The sequence below is a fragment of the Caballeronia sp. LZ001 genome (assembly GCF_031450875.1).
Taxonomy (GTDB): domain Bacteria; phylum Pseudomonadota; class Gammaproteobacteria; order Burkholderiales; family Burkholderiaceae; genus Caballeronia.
This window is the reverse complement of record NZ_JARTVX010000004.1, coordinates 1,837,863-1,854,075: the sequence shown is the minus strand read 5'-3', so window position 1 is coordinate 1,854,075 and position 16,213 is coordinate 1,837,863. Positions and strand designations below refer to the sequence as shown.

Genomic DNA, 16,213 nt, shown 5'->3' with positions numbered 1-16,213 from the left:
CGTAATTTCGGAACACTAAATGAATATGCAATACCGAAGCGCTCATGTGTCCGGCATGCGCCTGAGACCCATCAGCCTGTTCACGCTTCAGGCATTGGCCGCAATGGGCGTGAGCGCTCACGCATGGGCCGATTCCACCCAGCAGATCGCGGCCGTCGAATTTAACGAACAATTCCTCGAAAACGGCAGCGGCGAAAAGCTGGACATATCGCGCTTCAACAAGGGACAAGAGATTCTGCCCGGCACGTATCGCGCGGATACCTACGTGAACGCCGTCTGGAAAGGCAAGTTCGATATCGATATCCGCGAGGCGGGCGCAGGCGCGGGTGTTGTCGCCATGCAGCCTTGCGTGAATGCGGACCTGCTCGATCGCATGGGTGTCGATCTGCGCAAGCTCTCGCCGGAGGCATCGGCGAAGCTCGATAACGCGGGCGATGCCTGCCTTACGTTGCCCGATCTCATTGCTGGAGCAACCGCGTCGTTCGACAACGGCGAGCAGCGTCTCGACGTCTCCGTTCCGCAAATCGCGATGAATTCGCGCGCACGCGGCTACGTCGATCCGAAGTACTGGGACGACGGCATCAACGCGGGCACGCTGCAGTACAACGCGAACGTTTATCACAGCTCGTCCGGCGGATACAACAACGACTCGCAGTATCTCGGGCTGATCGGCGGCATCAATGCGGGACCGTGGCGCTTTCGCTATCAGGGCAACCTGACGCACAACACCATCGGCGGTCAGCACTATCAGAGCGTGCAGACTTACGTGCAGCGTTCGTTCAGGGACATCAAGAGCCAGCTTACCGCCGGCGATACCTTCACGGACGGCGCGCTGTTCGACAGCTACGGAGTGCGCGGCGTCACACTCGGCACCGACGACCGCATGTATCCCGAGTCGCAGCGCGGCTATGCGCCCGTGGTGCACGGCATTGCAAACAGCAACGCGCGGGTGCAGGTCAGGCAGAACGGCAACATCATCTACGAGACGACCGTCGCGCCCGGCGCATTCGAGATCAACGATCTTTATCCGACGGGTTACGGCGGCAATCTCGATGTCATCGTCACGGAAGCCGACGGCTCGCAGCACATTTCCACCGTGCCTTATGCGGCGGCGGTGAACGCGTTGCGACCCGGCGTCACCCGCTATAGCGCGACCATCGGTCAGTACCGCGATCCGAGCATCGATATTCATCCGTTCGTCTCGCAGGCAACGGTGCAGCACGGCGTCAACAATCTCGTGACGCTCTACGGCGGCATGATCGGCGGAGATATGTATTTCTCCGGCATGGTCGGCGCCGCGCTGAATACGAGCGTCGGCGCATTCGGCCTCGACGTGAGCCACGCCACCGCGAGCTTCAAGGGCTACGGCACGCACAATGGCGCGAGTGTGCGCTTGAGCTTCAGCCGTCTGTTCGAGCCGACGAATACGAATATCGCGGTCGCGGCCTATCGCTATTCGACCAATGGCTTTTACACGCTGCAGGATGCCGTCGCGCTGCGCCAGTTGTACGAAGACCATCAACCAGGTTTTCTCGATGCTCGCCAGAAGTCGCGCGTTCAGTTCGTTCTGAATCAGAGTCTGGGCGAGGGCGGCAAGTACGGCTCGGTGTATGCCGTGGGATCGATTCAAAACTACTGGAACCGGTCCGATCACGACACGCAATTTCAGATCGGCTACAGCAATAGCTGGCGACGCCTGACGTATGGCGTATCGGCGGTGCGTCAGTATCAAGTGAACACGAATCGCTGGGATAACCGCATCATGCTCAACCTCATGGTGCCGCTCGGCTTCGGCGCGCACGCACCGCAATCGTCCACGACCTTCCAGCACGATACGAGCGATAGAAGCTCCACGTTGCAGGAATCGGTGACAGGAACGCTCGGCGCGGACAACGCGTTCAGCTACGGCGTCAACGCCAACTACAGCGACGGCGGAAATGGCTCGGGCAGTTCGACGAGCGCTGGCGGCAACGTCGGCTACATGTCGCCATTCGCGTTGATGACCGCAAACGCCAGTACCGGACGCCACTATTCGCAGGTCGGCGCGGGCATTTCCGGCGGAGTGGTCGCGTGGCGCGACGGCGTGGCGTTCACCCCGAATATGGGCGATACGGTCGCCGTGGTCGAAGCCAAGGACGCGGCAGGCGCGCGCCTCGCGAATGGTGCGGGCTTGCGCGTCGACCGTTGGGGGCATGCGGTCATCTCGGGCATGCAGCCTTATTCGAACAACGAGGTCGAAATCGACCCCAAGGGTCTGCCGCTCAACATCGCGCTGAAGTCGACGGTGCAGCGCACGGCGCCGACCGCCGGTGCGGTGGTCGCCCTGAAGTTCGAAACCGAAAACCTGGGCAAGCCAGCGGTCATGCGCGTGACGCAGGCCGATGGCACGCCGCTGCCGTTCGGTGCCGAGGTATTCGACGGCGACGCCCACACCGTCGGTACCGTGGCGCAAGGCAGCCGCATCATCGCTACCGGGTTGAAGGCGGACGCGGGCGCGTTGAACGTGAAATGGGGCGACGGAGCCAGCCAGCGTTGCGTGGTGCGTTATCAGCTGCCGCAGTCCGTCGACGCAACCAAACCCAATTCGATCTCCATCGGCGATGGCGTGTGTCAGTGAGGAGAAGACGCGATGATTAATCAAGAAAACCATATGGGTACGATCGACAAGGTCGCCTCGGCGCTGGTGCGCGCTCTGCTGTGCTGGCTCGTCGCGTGGGCGCTGTTACCGGCGAATGCATATGCGGATTCCGCTACTTGCCGGTCGAACTACAGTGCGTTCACGCTTTCGATGCCCGCCGCCGTGGCCGTGGCGCGGGATCTGCCAAATGGGTCGATCTTGACCGCATGGTCACTGTCGCCATTGAAGAGCGACTATTACACGTGCACCGTGGTTGGCTCCGTGTACACGGGGACCGACTTCGAGACCGCGGGAGTGACGACGGACAGTCGAACCACATATACCGTGACCTACAACGGCGTTGCGTTCGCTGTGTACCCGACAACTGTGCCGGGTATAGGCATCGCGATGGGCGGTTACGTCGTCCCCGATGGCAGACAGACGAACCTTCGCTCGTTCGAAAAGATGGGTTCGCAGTGGAACTACCCGGGCACGATCTACAACGGCGGGCAATTGATCGTGGCTTTGGTGAAGATCGGAGACGTGACACCCGGCACACTTTCGGGAACGATCGCCCAGGCTTTCTCCTGGCAGACCTTGACACCACCGCCCGCTGGCAACGTGCTGTCCGCCGGGGTGATCGACTTCAACATCACGCCGGTCGTGATCACCGTTCTGACCTGCGAGACACCGGACGTGACCGTGCCGATGGGAACGCAGGGACCAGCCGACCTGCCATCCGTCGGAGCCGCGCCTAGCAAGGTCATCGGCTTCAATCTGAGCTTCAACAATTGCCCGGCCGGTGCGGCGGTGCCGAATACGTCGGCTGGATTGATCCACAGCGTGCAGTACCGGATCGATCCGACTAACGGAACCATTGCCGGCTTCACCGACGTGGCGGCGCTGAATGGCAGTCCGAGTGCGGGCGGCGTGGGCATCCAGCTGTATGACAGCACGGGCTCGGTATTCGGCTTTGGCGTCAATCGGACGTTGAGCGGATTCGACGGCACGCGCAATGGCAGTTACTCGCTTCCCATGACGGCCCGTTATTACCGCACCGGCGCGCTGAGTGCGGGACCCGCCAACGCCACGATGACCTTGACCGTGCTCTATCTGTGACAACGCGCGGCGAATTGCCTGAGATTTCGCCGCGCATTGTCTGACCGCTCATCAACACAAAGGAGAAACTCGAATGAAGCTTTTGAAAACCGGCGTGGCCGCGCTTGCACTCGTTGCCGCGCATTCGTCATTTGCCGCCGATGCCACGCTCAATTTCACCGGAACGATCATCTTGCCGACATGCACGGTGGATACGGATTCCGTTAATCAGACAATCACGCTTCAACAGGCTAAAACGACCGACTTTGCAGCCGTTGGCGCAACCAACTCCGCGCAGGCGTTCAATGTCAAGCTGGTCAGTTGCGCGGCCGGCACGAATATAGGAATGACCGTCAATGGAACCATCGACACGGTGGCAAGCGTCCTGAAAAACACGGGTACTGCTGCGCAAGTGGGCGTGCAATTGCTCAAGGCCACGAATGTGGGTGACAGTACGGGTTCGCCTCTCGCGTTGAATAGCGCGCTCACGCTGGGCGCAGCGGACGCTTCGGGTTCGATGACCGTTCCGATGGTCGCCCAATACTATAGGCTCGGCACGATGACCGGCGGCACGGTGACGGCATCGGCTACGGTGAACTTCACTTATAACTAAGGTTTCAATCGCTTCGTTAAACATAGCTGGCAAAACTACTTATTTGATTCCGCGGAGTCTGTATGTAGTCTCTGATTGCCGGATAAAGCCGGCTCAAAGAAAACCCTCTACTTAGCAACAAGCAGGATCATATCTATGCACAAAATCGATCGAGCAGCGTTGAGCGAATGCTACGTCGCCGGTGGTGAAGCCAAGGCGTCGAGCAACTCCAGTTCAAATACTAACGTTTCTATTTCCATTACGTCTGGGAACCATAACGACAAGGCAAGAATCTCTGTTGCGGCCAACTAACGTTTCCAGTCTGTCCGAAGAAGCGATTGAACGACGGGGCCAGTGGCCCCGTTGTCGTTTGCCTTTAAAAAACAGTCCACGATGACAATGAAAGCTCAATTGAAGCAACTGATAAGGGCTTCTCGGCAATCACAAACTTTATTTGATTGCCTGTGGGCATGTATATACTCCTATGACCAGTTTTATTTTTCGGAATTATCGAAGTTTAAATTCGTTTCGGGATGCCGTATCATTCGCCTTCCTTTGATATTCAGCAAGATTCGGATATCAAAGGCAATGTAATTCGCAAGAACCTCATACTTGAATTCTTGCGCGTATCGTCAATCTAAAAATAGTTTCAAGGCAATCATGCAAAAAATCGAACGTAACGCACTCCAACACGCTGACATCGCAGGCGGCTGCAACAAGGGTTCGTCGGCTCAGTCGCAAACCGTGATCAACATCTACATCACGGGCTAAATCGAATATCCGCTTAGCACTTCCCGGACGGCGGTAAGTGGTGGCCAACAGGGTAGTGCTGGCGGTTGATCGCTTGGCTTTTGACCTCTCCTGGTTTGCTCTCCGCGAGAGGTCATCGCAAGGGTAAAGAACGGATTATCCGCGCTGTATCCAATCTCGCCGAAGAGTGCGAGATCCGCTTTCTCATTATCTGACAGAAAATACCATGGCATCGTTGCGCCCAATGCTGAGAAAGTGGCTCGCGGTGTGTCGACATCGCGTAAAGCGCGCGGTGATTGGACGTATCCCGATGACCAAAGCGGAACAGCTCGCGAATATCATGCTGCGCGTCAACGGTTTATTCAATGCCGTCTGCCGCGCGCACGGAAACATTCGCGCAGAGATTGCGCGCGATATCCTGCATTTGCCAGCCGCGCAAATAAAGCGTTCACGCGCGGCAGCGCAACTGGAAAAGTTGATCGACCAGCGCATTTATTTCGGTCGCGATATTCGCAAGCACGAAGCCCTGCCCGAGTTAGACGCAATCGCGGAGAAGTTGGCGGCGCGAATCAGGCAACTCAAACGCGATGTGCCGAATCAGCCCGTGTTTGTCTCGCCCTTTCACTATGTCTCGCAATACGCGAATATCTATATCGTCGAGCGGCTTGTCGCCTTGCTCGACCTGAAGTCGCTTTCGGTGGTTTCGGGCGTGCCAAGGAATCAATATGGCGACGATCACAAGCTCATTCCCGGCATTAAAGTGCTTTACACCTATGGTGATGCGAATCGCAATGGACTTGGCGTGCGCGTGGCGCGTGCGCTGAAACGCGATGGCGTCGTCGTGCTGTTCTCCGACGTGCCGCCATTCACCATGCATCGTTATCCCATGGAGACCGCCGAGGTCAGAATGTTCGGACGCAGCGCGCGTATTCATAACGGCGTGTTCCGCATGGGCGAGAGTTTCAATGCGCTGTTGCTGCCGTTTTATTTGCGCTTCGAGCGCGGACATTTCGAGGCGCATATCTTCGACCACATTCCGCTCGCCGCGCCCGACGCGCCCCAGCGGCTCGCAAATTACATCGAAAGCGCGCTGACCGATAACTATCAGCAGTGGACTCCGGGCGGTCATCCCGCCATGTATTCGTTCGCTCCCAATCGCTAATCAGCGCAACCGAATCTGCGCGTCACGCACCCGGTGCAGACCGGGCCAGACCACGCAGCGAAGCCAGCCTTCATTCTCATGCAGCCGACCGATCTTCCCGAATTCAAAGACGTCCCGTGGCGATGGATAGCCTACGCGACGTCCATTTTTACTGTCGCCGCCGTCGCTTTCGCGTTCTTCCATCAGGTCGAACTGAAGCAGGATGTCAGTGGCGAAGTCATGTCTCCGTCCGAGGTCAAGATTCAAGGCTTGAGTGGACTGGTGTCGGGCATCTACGCGCGCACGGACGAAAAGGTGCAGCCCGGCACGCCGCTCTTTCGGCTGCAGCGGGATTTCTCGCTGACGACAGACGGACGTCGCCGACAAGTATTCGACGAGCAAATGCGCGATGACCAGATTCGCTCCATCGACGCGCAGTACAACGAGCGCCGCATCCAGTTGAATGCGCAGCGCGAATCGGCGCGCCTGACAGCAGTAAGCCGCCGCGCCGAGCTTGGGGCGCTCAACGCGCAGATCGCGCAGAACAATCAACTGGTCGGCGAGTTCCAGCAGCGGCTGGCGCGTCTGGATTCGGTGGCGGATTACGTTGCCGCCGACAAGGTCGAACAGGCTCGCGCGGATGTTCATCAGGGCAAGGCGACGGCCGCGCAAAGCGTCGCGCGTCAGCAGCAACTGGCGGGCGAAGTCAGCGCGTCGAGCAGCACGCAAGCCGATCTCGAAGCGCAATTGCGCGGCCTCGACGCGCAACATGAGCGCGACGTGCAAGACGTGCGCACGCGCTTCGAACGCGAACGTCAGGACGCGACCGTGTCCGCGCCGAAGGGCGGCACGGTCACGTTTTCGGGCCTCGTCGCGGGCCGCATGTTGACGACGGCCGACGTGGCGATGGTCATCGCGACAGACGAGAGCGGGCCCTTGCGCGCCGCGTTGAGCATTCCTTCTCGGCGTCGCGGTTTCGTGCGCGAAGGCCAGATCGTGCGGCTCAAGTTCGATGCATTCCCGTACGCCAAATTTGGCACGTACGAGGCGCGCATCGACTCCATCTCCGGCACCACCGTGCTGCCGGCGAGCCCGCCCAGTCCACCCGGCACACCAGGCGCGCCCGATCCGACCGAACAGACGGATAGCTCGAAAGAAGGCGAAGGCGATTACCTCGCATGGGCCACGCTGCGCGGCAATACCTTCGACTTCGAGGGACAGCATTTCAAGATTTTGCCGGGGATGCGGGCGACGGCGAGCATCGTCGTCGAGCGAAGGACGATTGCCGAATGGGTGCTGGCGCCCTTGTTCCGAATGCTGAGAGGTTGATGGTGCGGGTTATTTATCAGAATGAAGTGGCCGAATGCGGCTATGCGTGTCTGGCCATGGTGCTGTCGCATCTCGGCCGGGCGACCGAAGTACGCGAGTTGTCGAGCTACAAGCCCATTTCGGCGAACGGGCTGAGCTTGATGGACCTGTACGATGTCGCCACCGATTTCGGCCTTGCAGTGCAGGCATACCGGTTCGATCCCAACGATCTCTCGCAGGTCAAGAGGGGCTCGCTCATGCATTTCGGCGGCTCGCACTTCGTGGTGTTCGAAAAGGCGAGTCACGGCTACGTGCGCGTGCTCGATCCGGCAAGCGGCCGCCGGCGTATCTCGATGGACACGTTCCGCTCCGCCGTCTCCGGCTTTCTGCTGGAGTTCGCGCCTACGCCGCAAATGCCGCGCATCCGCGCGAAATCGCGCGTGCCCGCAGCGTTGAAGCGCGTGCGCGCACTTAATCCGGACCTCACGGCGCTCATCGCCAAGGTGCTGTTCGTCGCGCTCGGCAGTCAGTTCGCCATTCTCGCCGCGCCGTACTTCGGCAATCTGGTGCTCGACTACGTGGTCGCCGCGGACAATCGCAACTTGCTGAACGTGCTGATCATGACGTTCGCAAGCATCTTCGTGCTTGGCGCGCTGAGCGAATTCGTGCAGAAGTATCTGACCGAATTGCTCTACAACGTCACGCAGATCAACATGACCGAAGGGCTGATCGGCCATTTGCTGCGCAATCCCATGTCATGGTTCGAGAAGCGTCACGTCGGCGACGTCTTCGCGCGCGTGAAGGCGCAGGACGAGATCAGCGTGTTCGCCACGCGCTCCGCCATTTCCTTGCATATCGATCTGGCAGTCGGCGCACTCGCGCTCGTGCTCATGTTCATTCAGAGCCGCCAGCTTGCCGTGGTCGCGCTCGTCGTTTTCGCCGTGTATGTGGCGGTTGCGCTCAGCATGTTCGCGGCCATGCGCGACAATCACGCGCTCGTGCTCGAAACCTCGGCCCGTTGCGACGACTCGCTGATCGAGACCATCCGCGCGGCTTCGCTGCTCAAGCTCGCGCAAGGCGAGACCCGCCGCACGGCTATCTACATGACCGTCTACAAGGCTTACGCAGCGGCGCTTCTCAAGAGCAGCCGGGCTGACCTGCACGCGCGACGGCATGCTCAAGCTCGTCAATTATGCCGATACCATCATCATCACGTATCTGGCGGCGCGTCTCATGCTGGGCGGCAAGGTGTCGGTCGGCGTGTTCTATTCGTTTCTGATCTACAAGTCGCTGATGTCGGAGCGCTTTGCGAGCGCCATCAACGCGATGTTCCAATACTTCATGCTGAGCGTGCCGACCGCGCGGGTGGACGATATCGCCGAGAACGAGAACGAACGCTATACGCCGCTCGCGGATGCGCAGCGTGCCACCGAAGTGCGTCATTTCGAGCGTATCGACGTGCGCGATGTGACGTTTAGCTATGGCATTTCGGACCAACCGGTTCTGAAGAACGCGAGCTTCGAAGTGCGCAAGGGTGACAAGATCGTCATCACGGGGCCGTCGGGTAGCGGCAAGTCCACGCTCTTCAAGTTACTGTCGGCGGCCGAGCCGTTGCAGGAAGGGCATATCGCGCTCAACGACATCGCCTGGCCGAATCTCGCCGTCGATGAAATCCGCCGGCATCAGGCGCATATGCGTCAGGGCGACATCATCCTGCACGGATCGATCGCGGACAACATCACGCTCTTCACGGGCCAGGCGGACGAGGAGCGCATCCACAAGCTGCTCGACGACGTCGGCTTGTTACCCGACATCATGCGTTTGCCAATGCGAACGCGCACTGTCATCAGCGACACCATCGCGAATATTTCAGCGGGGCAGCGGCAGCGTCTGTTGCTGGCGCGCGCGCTCTATCAAAATCGAGAGTTATTGCTACTCGACGAACCGACCTCGAATCTCGATCCTGCATCGGTGAAGCATATCGCCGGATTGTTGCGCAATCTCGATCGCACCGTCGTCGTGATTACGCACGATATGTCGCTGGCTTCGGCTTTCGATACGCGCTATCGCTTCGAGGATGGTGGACTCGTGCGCGAAGGCCAAGCGCCTGTGGTTGCGACGCCGGAAGAAGAAGCTCATGCATAAATCGTTGAAGCGCAGCTTGCTGCTCGGTATGTTGATACACGCGTCGTTCGCCCATGCCGACGATCTCATGGCGGTCGTTCAACAATCGCTCGGTCACGACGCCGAATTCGCGCAGGCGCGCGCAAGCTTCGAGGCCGCGAAGCAAGCGGTGCCGATCGCGCGCGCCGCATTGCTGCCGCAAATTGGAGGTGGCTGGGGACGCGCGTATAACCGCATCGTCATGGACGGTTTTCCGCGTCAGGACTATTGGCAGAACGGCTGGATGGTGACCGTCTCGCAACCGCTCTTCGACTGGAGCAAGTGGACCGCGTATCGTCAGGCGGATTTCACGGTGGCGCAAGGCGCGGTGGACTTCGCGGGGGCGCAACAGGCGTCGATCCTTCGCGCGGTGCAGGCTTATTTCGATGAACTCGCCGCGGAAGACGAGCAGAAGCGCACGGCGGACTATCTCGCGGCCATCGACTTGCAGCTCGATCAGGTGCGTCGCAAGCGGGCGGCGGGTGAGGCCACGCTCATCGACCAGCGAGAAGCCGACACCGCGCGCGAACAAGCCCAATTGCAGCAGGCGGATGCGCAGGAAGATGTATCGACGAAACGCCGCGCGGTCGAGCAAGTCACCGGCCAGCCGTTCTCGGCGTTACTTGCGTTGCCCCCAGGCATGACCTTGCCCGCCCTTTCCGACGGCGAAGAGTCGTGGACCGAGCAGGCGAAGGCGTCCAACTATTCGGTACAGTCGAAGCAACTCGGCTGGGAGATCGCGAAGTTCGATACCGCGAAGGCGCGCGCCGCGCATTATCCCGTCGCAAGCATTACGGGCACTTATCAGCCTGCGGGCGCTGCATCCGGCTACTCACGGCCTACGACTACCACCACGGCCATGTTTCAGGTGCAGATACCGTTGTTCTCGGGCGGCGAGGTTCAGGCGCGCGTGAAGCAGACGCTCGCGCTCGCGGACAAGGAGGAGCAGGCGTATCTGCTGGCATCCAGGCAAGCAGAAGCGTCCGCGCGCGACAACTTTGCTCGCTATACGCGTCAACGGATTCGGGTGGATTCGCTCACGCATCTCGTGCAATCCTCGCGAGACACGCTGGATGCCACGCAGATCGGCTACAAGGTCGGCAGCCGTTCGGGCACGGATGTGCTTCGATCCATCGACGCGCTTTACACCGCGCGCCGCGATCTGCTGCGCTCTCGCTACGATGCCATCGTCGCGTTCCTGAAACTGAAGGCCGATGTCGCGACCTTGAGCACGAACGATATCGAGGCCATGAACGCGAAGTTGTGTTGCAGCGCGCAGACGGCGCTCACGGAATCGGCGAAAGCGAGCGGCGGGTCGTTCTAGTCCGCGCTCGCTCCGCGTTTCACCGCTCGCACCACGCGTGCGAGCGCCTTCAATGCATCGGCGGGGGAGTCGGCGAATTGCGCGGCGACTATGGCGCCATCCACGGCGAGCGCCAGCGCTTGTGCATCGGCCTTGGCTGTGCGCGATGCCGGCATGAGTGCGCGAATTGCCGCTGTCATATCCCGCTTGTGCCGCCGCGCGATATCCACGGCCGGCGGCAACGTGCCGCCCACTTCCACCACCGAATTGATGAACGCGCAGCCGCGATACGTGTCGCCGCCGAACCACTCGGCAAGCGCGGGCACGAGCGCTGAGAGCGAGCCGCCGTGACGCGCGAGCGCGTCGCGAAACCACGTCATCCAGTTCTCGTGACGGAACGCGAGGAACGCGACGATCAGATCGTCCTTGCTCGGAAAATAACGGTAGAACGTTTTCTTCGCGACGCCCGATTCCGCAATCACCCGGTCAATGCCGGTCGCGCGAATGCCGTCGCGATAGAAGAGATCGTGAGCCGTTTGCAGGATGCGCGCGTCGGGCGTGAGTTCCGTGACTTCGTTATGCGTGTTCATGCAATCGATTGTAGACAGGTTCGTCTACCTGCGCTAGAGTAGGCCGCAGGTAGACAGACCTGTCTCCCTATATCGACTACACGTCAGAGCGCAAAGGAGAGTTCGCCATGGAAAGCAAACCGCCGTTCCCGCCGTTTACCGCCGAAACCGCCGTGCAGAAAGTCCGTGCCGCCGAAGATGGCTGGAACACGCGCGACCCGAAGAAAGTCGCACTGGCTTATAGCCAGGACACCCGCTGGCGCAATCGCGCGGAATTCGTCGACGGGCGCGCTGCCGTGGAAGCGTTCCTGCAGCGCAAGTGGGATCGCGAACTGGACTATCGACTCATCAAGGAACTGTGGGCGTTTACGGGGAATCGCATTGCCGTGCGTTTCGCTTATGAATGGCACGACGATTCGGGCCACTGGCATCGCAGTTATGGCAACGAGAACTGGGAATTCAACGAGGCGGGTCTCATGACGCACCGCCACGCGTCGATCAACGACTTGCCGATTCGGGAAGCGGATCGCAAATATCATTGGCCGCTCGGACGTCGGCCGGACGACCATCCCGGCCTGAGCGATCTCGGCTTTTAACACGCGCGTACGCTCACATGTTGCGACGGCGGCGAAACGCCCACCATCCCGCGAGCACGGTAAAGCTCGCGACGATCAACACGAGCAGCCAGAAGCCGTGATGATTTTCCGCGAGCGGAATGCCGCCCACGTTCATGCCGAAAAAACCCGCGACGATATTGATCGGCAACGCGAGCACGGTCACGAGCGTCAGCGTGAACAGCGTGCGATTGCTCTGCTCGTCCATGCGCGTCGCGATCTCTTCCTGCAAGAGCTTGATGCGCTCGACGAGTCCCGCGAGATCGTTGAGCACGAGCGAAAATTCCTCGGTGGCGTCGCGCAATTCCTGAATGTCCTGCGCGTGCAGCCAGCGCGGCGGACGCGCAAGCAGCCGGAATACCGAGCCCGGTTCCGGCGCGAGCAGGCGTTGCAGCCTGACGAGCACGCGTCGCAACGCGCCGAGATCCGAACGGCTCGTGGGCGAATGCAGCGACAGAAAGCGGTCTTCTATGCCGTCCACTTCCACGCTCGTGCGCCGCACGATCTGCACGAGCAATTCCGCCTGATCGCGCAGCAGATGCGCGAGTAATTCCGCGGGCGAACGAAACAGCTCGCCACGTCGCACCGATTCGCGCAGGGAGTCCACGGAACGCAGCGGCTTCATGCGCGCGGTGACGAGAATCTTGTGATGCGTGTACGCCCACAAGGTGGCGATCTCGGACGGCGTCAGTTCGAAGTTGAAGATCACATCGTTGATGACGGCGAACAACGCGCCTTCCTTATGCTCGATGCGCGTCGAGTGCGAGCCTTCGCTGAGCGTCTCGAAGAACGCGTCGGGAAGGCCGAGCCGCGTGCGCATCCAGCGTTCGCACGCGCTATTGGCGAGATCGAAGTGCAGCCAGATGAATTCCTTCGACGTATCGTCGCGGGCGAGCCAGGCGCTCGCGGTGTCGGCGTCGATGGCAACGCCCGGCTGGTCGAGATGAAACCGGAAGCCGCAGACGAGGCCGGAGAAGTCAGAGCCGTAGGACGGTCTATGCAGGGTAGCGGGATTCATGCGGGCGGTCGGTGGCAGTGGCTAAACGGCGTCATCGATATCGACTGGCGTGACAGGGCGGCAGGCGTTAGTGTGCCATTGCTCGCGCGTCTGTCGATTGGGGCGCGCGAGCCAGGTTCTTCATACCCGTGCAAATATGGCTGTCACAAAGCGGGCGTATCATGGCGCAACGCAAGAAGGGCGCGGCGCGCCCTCGCATCGGACGATATCGACGCGAATCATTTGCCCAAACCGGGGAGAGGCAAGAGTGGACGACCGTGATGAACTGGATGGCGATACGCAAACCACGGCAGCAGGCGTGGTCCGGCTGGCTTCGGTGATCGCTGTTCTCGTGCGCGAAGGCGCGGTGGATACGCGCTTTGGCGGCAAGCTTTTCAAGCGGATCGACAAGGAAGCCCGGCGCGTGGCGGAAAACGAAGAAGCGGAGCGGGACGCGGTTTTCGCAGCGCTCGGCGAACTCGATCTGGCCTTGCGTCAGCACGACGCCGCATCGCTCGTGGAAGCAAACGCGCGCCTGCGTGACCGCGAAGAAGTGGTCGCGGGCAAGCGTCGCAAAAGCAAAAAAGACTGACCGCGCACGCCGAGAAGCGGCGGCGCGCGTCTCTGGTCCGAAACCTGCTGGCTGTTCGGCAAAATGAATTTGCCGGATTGCCATGCCTCTGACTTCGCTGACCTCGTCTTCTCAACCGTGTTCGCTGTGGACCAACCGCAGCGTCGACGTCGACCGTAAGCAATGGCGCATTCTTATCGTGGATGACAACGCCACGAGCGCCGAGGCACTCTCCGCCGCCTTTCTCGCCGATGGCTTCGACACGCGCGTCGCGCTCGGCGGCCTGGAGGCGCTGCACGCGGTGGATCGTTGGAGCCCGCACATCGTCATTCTCGATATCACCATGCCCGAGCACGACGGTTTCGCCACCGCCCGTGTCTTGCGCCGCGTGGCTCAGACGCGCGACGCCGGGATCATTGCGTTTACCGCGCTCGGTGAAGAACTCGTCAGGACGCAAGGGCTTCACGCCGGCTTCGACGGATATTGTCAGAAGGGCAGTTCGCCGGCCGCGCTCGTACGGCTCATCGAAAAGCTCGTGCAGGTGCATTGAGAGATAACGCCGGAAATCAGCCCGAGTTACCCGCTTATTGCACGCTCGTGCGATAAATAATCGTTTTGCCCCCGCTAAACAAAGCTCGCGCCGCTGCTGGACTGCATCGTCCGCAAACCCTTGTCCGAAAAAGCTGCTCAGAACTTAAGCACAATCGTGCTGCCAGCGATTGTTGGTTCAGCGTGAAAAGTGTATTGAAAGATATCGAGATAAAAAAACGATAGTAGGGGTATACACTGCATTTCATCGACGTAGCAGACAGTTTCTCGCAAGACCGCTGCGGCGCTTTCTGATTGAACGTCAACCGTCTTTGGAGCTCACCATGAAACGCAATCTTATCGCTACTCTTTTGATCGCCGCTTCCGCCACGCTCGCAGCACCCGCATTTGCAAGCGGCTACGGCCCGGCTCCGTTCTACCGTCCGGCAGTCGGCGCGCCGAGCTCGCAACAAGGCCCGAGCGCACAAACCATTGCTGCTGAAGAAGCGGCTCATGGCGACAACCGCGCTTTCGGCGGTTCGCGTGACTCGCTGGCTCAATCGGGCAATCGTGCGCAAGCCAACGGCGATAACAACGCAAACTCGGTTTTCTTCGGTCACTGATCGAAGCAGTCCGGCCGGATTATCATTCGGCTGAACGGACTGACCAGTACGCAATAAGCAAAGAAAACGGCGCCCGGAGAAACAGACTCACAAGGTCTGTTTTCTCGGGCGCCGATTTCGTTTGATCGCTCGGTTTTCAGGCCGCGTTGGCCAATGCGCCGCGCATGACGGTTGCGAGTTCGGAAGCCTCGAACTTCGACACATACGCATTCGCTCCGACTTTGCGAACGTGCTGCTCGTTCGCGGAACCCGAAAGCGACGAGTGGATCACCACCGGAATATGCTGCAAACCGGATTCCGCCTTGATCCGTCGCGTGAGCGTGAAGCCGTCCATTTCCGGCATTTCCAAGTCCGTCAGCACGAGCGCGATCTGATCCGAAACTTCCGTGCCGTCCTTCTGCGCCTTTCTGAGCGCCGATTCCAGCACGTCCCACGCTTCCTGACCGGTCTTGGTCATGACGAAGGGCACGCCCATCGCGGTGAGGCTCTGTCCGATGAGCGAGCGCGCCACGCCCGAGTCGTCCGCGGCGAGCACGCGCGCGCCGGGCTTGAGCCGCAGGCGGCCGGTGCTTTCCTCGGTGATATCCGATTCCTGCCCCGGCAGCACTTCTCGCACGATGCGCTCGACATCCAGCACTTGCGCAAGACGCGATCCGTCGACGTTGCCGTCCAGCCGCGCGAAGCTCGTTACCGTGCTGCCGCCCGAATGCGATTCCGCCGACAGCACCTGATTCCACTCCAGCCGCACGATGTCATCGACTTCCTCGACCGCGAAGCCCTGCGTGGTACGCGCGAACTCGGTGACGAGCAGGATCTTCGGACCGTTTTTCGGCCGGCATCCGGTGATGCGCGCCAGATCGATCACGGGAATGATCTGCCCGCGAATGTCGGCGACGCCGAGAATTTCCGCGCTCGATCCCGCGACGGCGGTGATCGTCGGCATCGCGAGAATCTCGCGCACCTTGAACACGTTGATGCCGTAGAGCTCGCGCTGTTCCGAACCCGGCGCCTCGCCGAGCCTGAACAGAAGCAGCTCGAACATGTTGCTGCCCGCGAGCCGCACGCGCTGCTCGATATCCTGTTGTGAACTGCTCACCTTTGTCATCTCCATGAGCGGCGCCTCATTGCGCCGCTTGATGCGCGCATCGCGGCGCGCGTGTCTGATTAGCGGCACGAATCGACAAAACTGAAGGCGACGCGGCTTGCGTGCGCAAACGCAAGTCCAGCGGGCCTGCAAAAACATGCGAGCGGACGGGCGCATATCCGCGAGCCGGGGTTGATCTATACTTTTTCCACGGTCGGACTTTCGCCGATGCAGCCGGTCACTTTTAAGCCCGCG

Annotated in this window: 13 protein-coding genes and 1 pseudogene; 11 read left to right on the top strand and 3 right to left on the bottom strand. The window is 60.4% G+C overall.

Annotated features, from left to right (window positions below; all coding sequences use genetic code 11):
• Window positions 1–19 precede the first annotated feature (19 nt).
• From P9292_RS19420 to P9292_RS19390, 7 genes and pseudogenes are all read left to right on the top strand, one after another.
• Window positions 20–2,617 (top strand): fimbria/pilus outer membrane usher protein, encoded by a 2,598-nt coding sequence (locus P9292_RS19420; protein ID WP_309960836.1) that lies wholly within the window; start codon window positions 20–22, stop codon window positions 2,615–2,617.
• 12 nt (window positions 2,618–2,629) lie between these two features.
• Window positions 2,630–3,736 carry a fimbrial protein gene (locus tag P9292_RS19415; protein WP_309849471.1) on the top strand — a complete coding sequence of 369 codons (1,107 nt, stop codon included), beginning with the start codon at window positions 2,630–2,632 and terminating at the stop codon, window positions 3,734–3,736.
• Window positions 3,737–3,809: 73 nt separating this feature from the next.
• Window positions 3,810–4,328, top strand: coding sequence for a fimbrial protein (locus P9292_RS19410; protein WP_244828555.1), 519 nt, complete (start codon window positions 3,810–3,812; stop codon window positions 4,326–4,328).
• A gap of 955 nt (window positions 4,329–5,283) precedes the next feature.
• Entirely contained in the window at window positions 5,284–6,219 is a 936-nt protein-coding gene (locus P9292_RS19405; protein ID WP_309960835.1) for a hypothetical protein, read from the top strand.
• Between the two features lie 78 nt (window positions 6,220–6,297).
• A complete protein-coding gene (locus P9292_RS19400) occupies window positions 6,298–7,527 on the top strand; it encodes an HlyD family efflux transporter periplasmic adaptor subunit (RefSeq protein WP_244828543.1) in 1,230 nt (409 codons plus the stop codon).
• Between the two features lie 2 nt (window positions 7,528–7,529).
• Window positions 7,530–9,651 (top strand): annotated as a pseudogene (locus P9292_RS19395) (peptidase domain-containing ABC transporter).
• Window positions 9,644–10,993, top strand: coding sequence for a TolC family outer membrane protein (locus P9292_RS19390; RefSeq protein WP_309960832.1), 1,350 nt, complete (start codon window positions 9,644–9,646; stop codon window positions 10,991–10,993). Before P9292_RS19395 ends, P9292_RS19390 begins: the two are co-directional and overlap by 8 nt.
• On the opposite strand, the gene P9292_RS19385 is transcribed toward P9292_RS19390, so the two are convergent.
• Window positions 10,990–11,562 carry a TetR/AcrR family transcriptional regulator gene (locus tag P9292_RS19385; RefSeq protein ID WP_250493230.1) on the bottom strand — a complete coding sequence of 191 codons (573 nt, stop codon included), beginning with the start codon at window positions 11,560–11,562 and terminating at the stop codon, window positions 10,990–10,992. The genes P9292_RS19390 and P9292_RS19385 overlap by 4 nt on opposite strands.
• Before the next feature lie 107 nt (window positions 11,563–11,669).
• Here P9292_RS19385 and P9292_RS19380 point away from each other — a divergent pair, with 107 nt between their 5' ends.
• Window positions 11,670–12,137 (top strand): nuclear transport factor 2 family protein, encoded by a 468-nt coding sequence (locus P9292_RS19380; RefSeq protein WP_250493231.1) that lies wholly within the window; start codon window positions 11,670–11,672, stop codon window positions 12,135–12,137.
• 13 nt (window positions 12,138–12,150) lie between these two features.
• Here P9292_RS19380 and P9292_RS19375 read toward each other — a convergent pair whose 3' ends face one another.
• Window positions 12,151–13,173, bottom strand: a complete 1,023-nt coding sequence (locus tag P9292_RS19375; protein ID WP_250493232.1) for a transporter — start codon at window positions 13,171–13,173, stop codon at window positions 12,151–12,153.
• 247 nt (window positions 13,174–13,420) lie between these two features.
• Here P9292_RS19375 and P9292_RS19370 point away from each other — a divergent pair, with 247 nt between their 5' ends.
• The 3 genes from P9292_RS19370 (at window position 13,421) to P9292_RS19360 (ending at window position 14,874) form a co-directional block, all read left to right on the top strand.
• Window positions 13,421–13,744, top strand: coding sequence for a hypothetical protein (locus P9292_RS19370; RefSeq protein ID WP_244828535.1), 324 nt, complete (start codon window positions 13,421–13,423; stop codon window positions 13,742–13,744).
• A gap of 82 nt (window positions 13,745–13,826) precedes the next feature.
• Window positions 13,827–14,273 (top strand): response regulator, encoded by a 447-nt coding sequence (locus tag P9292_RS19365; protein WP_250493233.1) that lies wholly within the window; start codon window positions 13,827–13,829, stop codon window positions 14,271–14,273.
• Window positions 14,274–14,595: 322 nt separating this feature from the next.
• Complete coding sequence (locus P9292_RS19360) at window positions 14,596–14,874, top strand: hypothetical protein (protein WP_244828532.1); 279 nt, start codon at window positions 14,596–14,598, stop codon at window positions 14,872–14,874.
• A gap of 136 nt (window positions 14,875–15,010) precedes the next feature.
• On the opposite strand, the gene P9292_RS19355 is transcribed toward P9292_RS19360, so the two are convergent.
• Entirely contained in the window at window positions 15,011–15,970 is a 960-nt protein-coding gene (locus P9292_RS19355; protein WP_244828531.1) for a chemotaxis protein, read from the bottom strand.
• Window positions 15,971–16,213 lie beyond the last annotated feature (243 nt).

Bases quoted from the DNA above. Each gene is read 5' to 3' on its own strand.
- P9292_RS19420 (WP_309960836.1), top strand. From the start codon at position 20: ATGAATATGCAATACCGAAGCGCTCATGTGTCCGGCATGCGCCTGAGA.
- P9292_RS19415 (WP_309849471.1), top strand. From the start codon at position 2,630: ATGATTAATCAAGAAAACCATATGGGTACGATCGACAAGGTCGCCTCG.
- P9292_RS19410 (WP_244828555.1), top strand. From the start codon at position 3,810: ATGAAGCTTTTGAAAACCGGCGTGGCCGCGCTTGCACTCGTTGCCGCG.
- P9292_RS19405 (WP_309960835.1), top strand. From the start codon at position 5,284: ATGGCATCGTTGCGCCCAATGCTGAGAAAGTGGCTCGCGGTGTGTCGA.
- P9292_RS19400 (WP_244828543.1), top strand. From the start codon at position 6,298: ATGCAGCCGACCGATCTTCCCGAATTCAAAGACGTCCCGTGGCGATGG.
- P9292_RS19390 (WP_309960832.1), top strand. From the start codon at position 9,644: ATGCATAAATCGTTGAAGCGCAGCTTGCTGCTCGGTATGTTGATACAC.
- P9292_RS19385 (WP_250493230.1), bottom strand. From the start codon at position 11,562: ATGAACACGCATAACGAAGTCACGGAACTCACGCCCGACGCGCGCATC.
- P9292_RS19380 (WP_250493231.1), top strand. From the start codon at position 11,670: ATGGAAAGCAAACCGCCGTTCCCGCCGTTTACCGCCGAAACCGCCGTG.
- P9292_RS19375 (WP_250493232.1), bottom strand. From the start codon at position 13,173: ATGAATCCCGCTACCCTGCATAGACCGTCCTACGGCTCTGACTTCTCC.
- P9292_RS19365 (WP_250493233.1), top strand. From the start codon at position 13,827: ATGCCTCTGACTTCGCTGACCTCGTCTTCTCAACCGTGTTCGCTGTGG.
- P9292_RS19360 (WP_244828532.1), top strand. From the start codon at position 14,596: ATGAAACGCAATCTTATCGCTACTCTTTTGATCGCCGCTTCCGCCACG.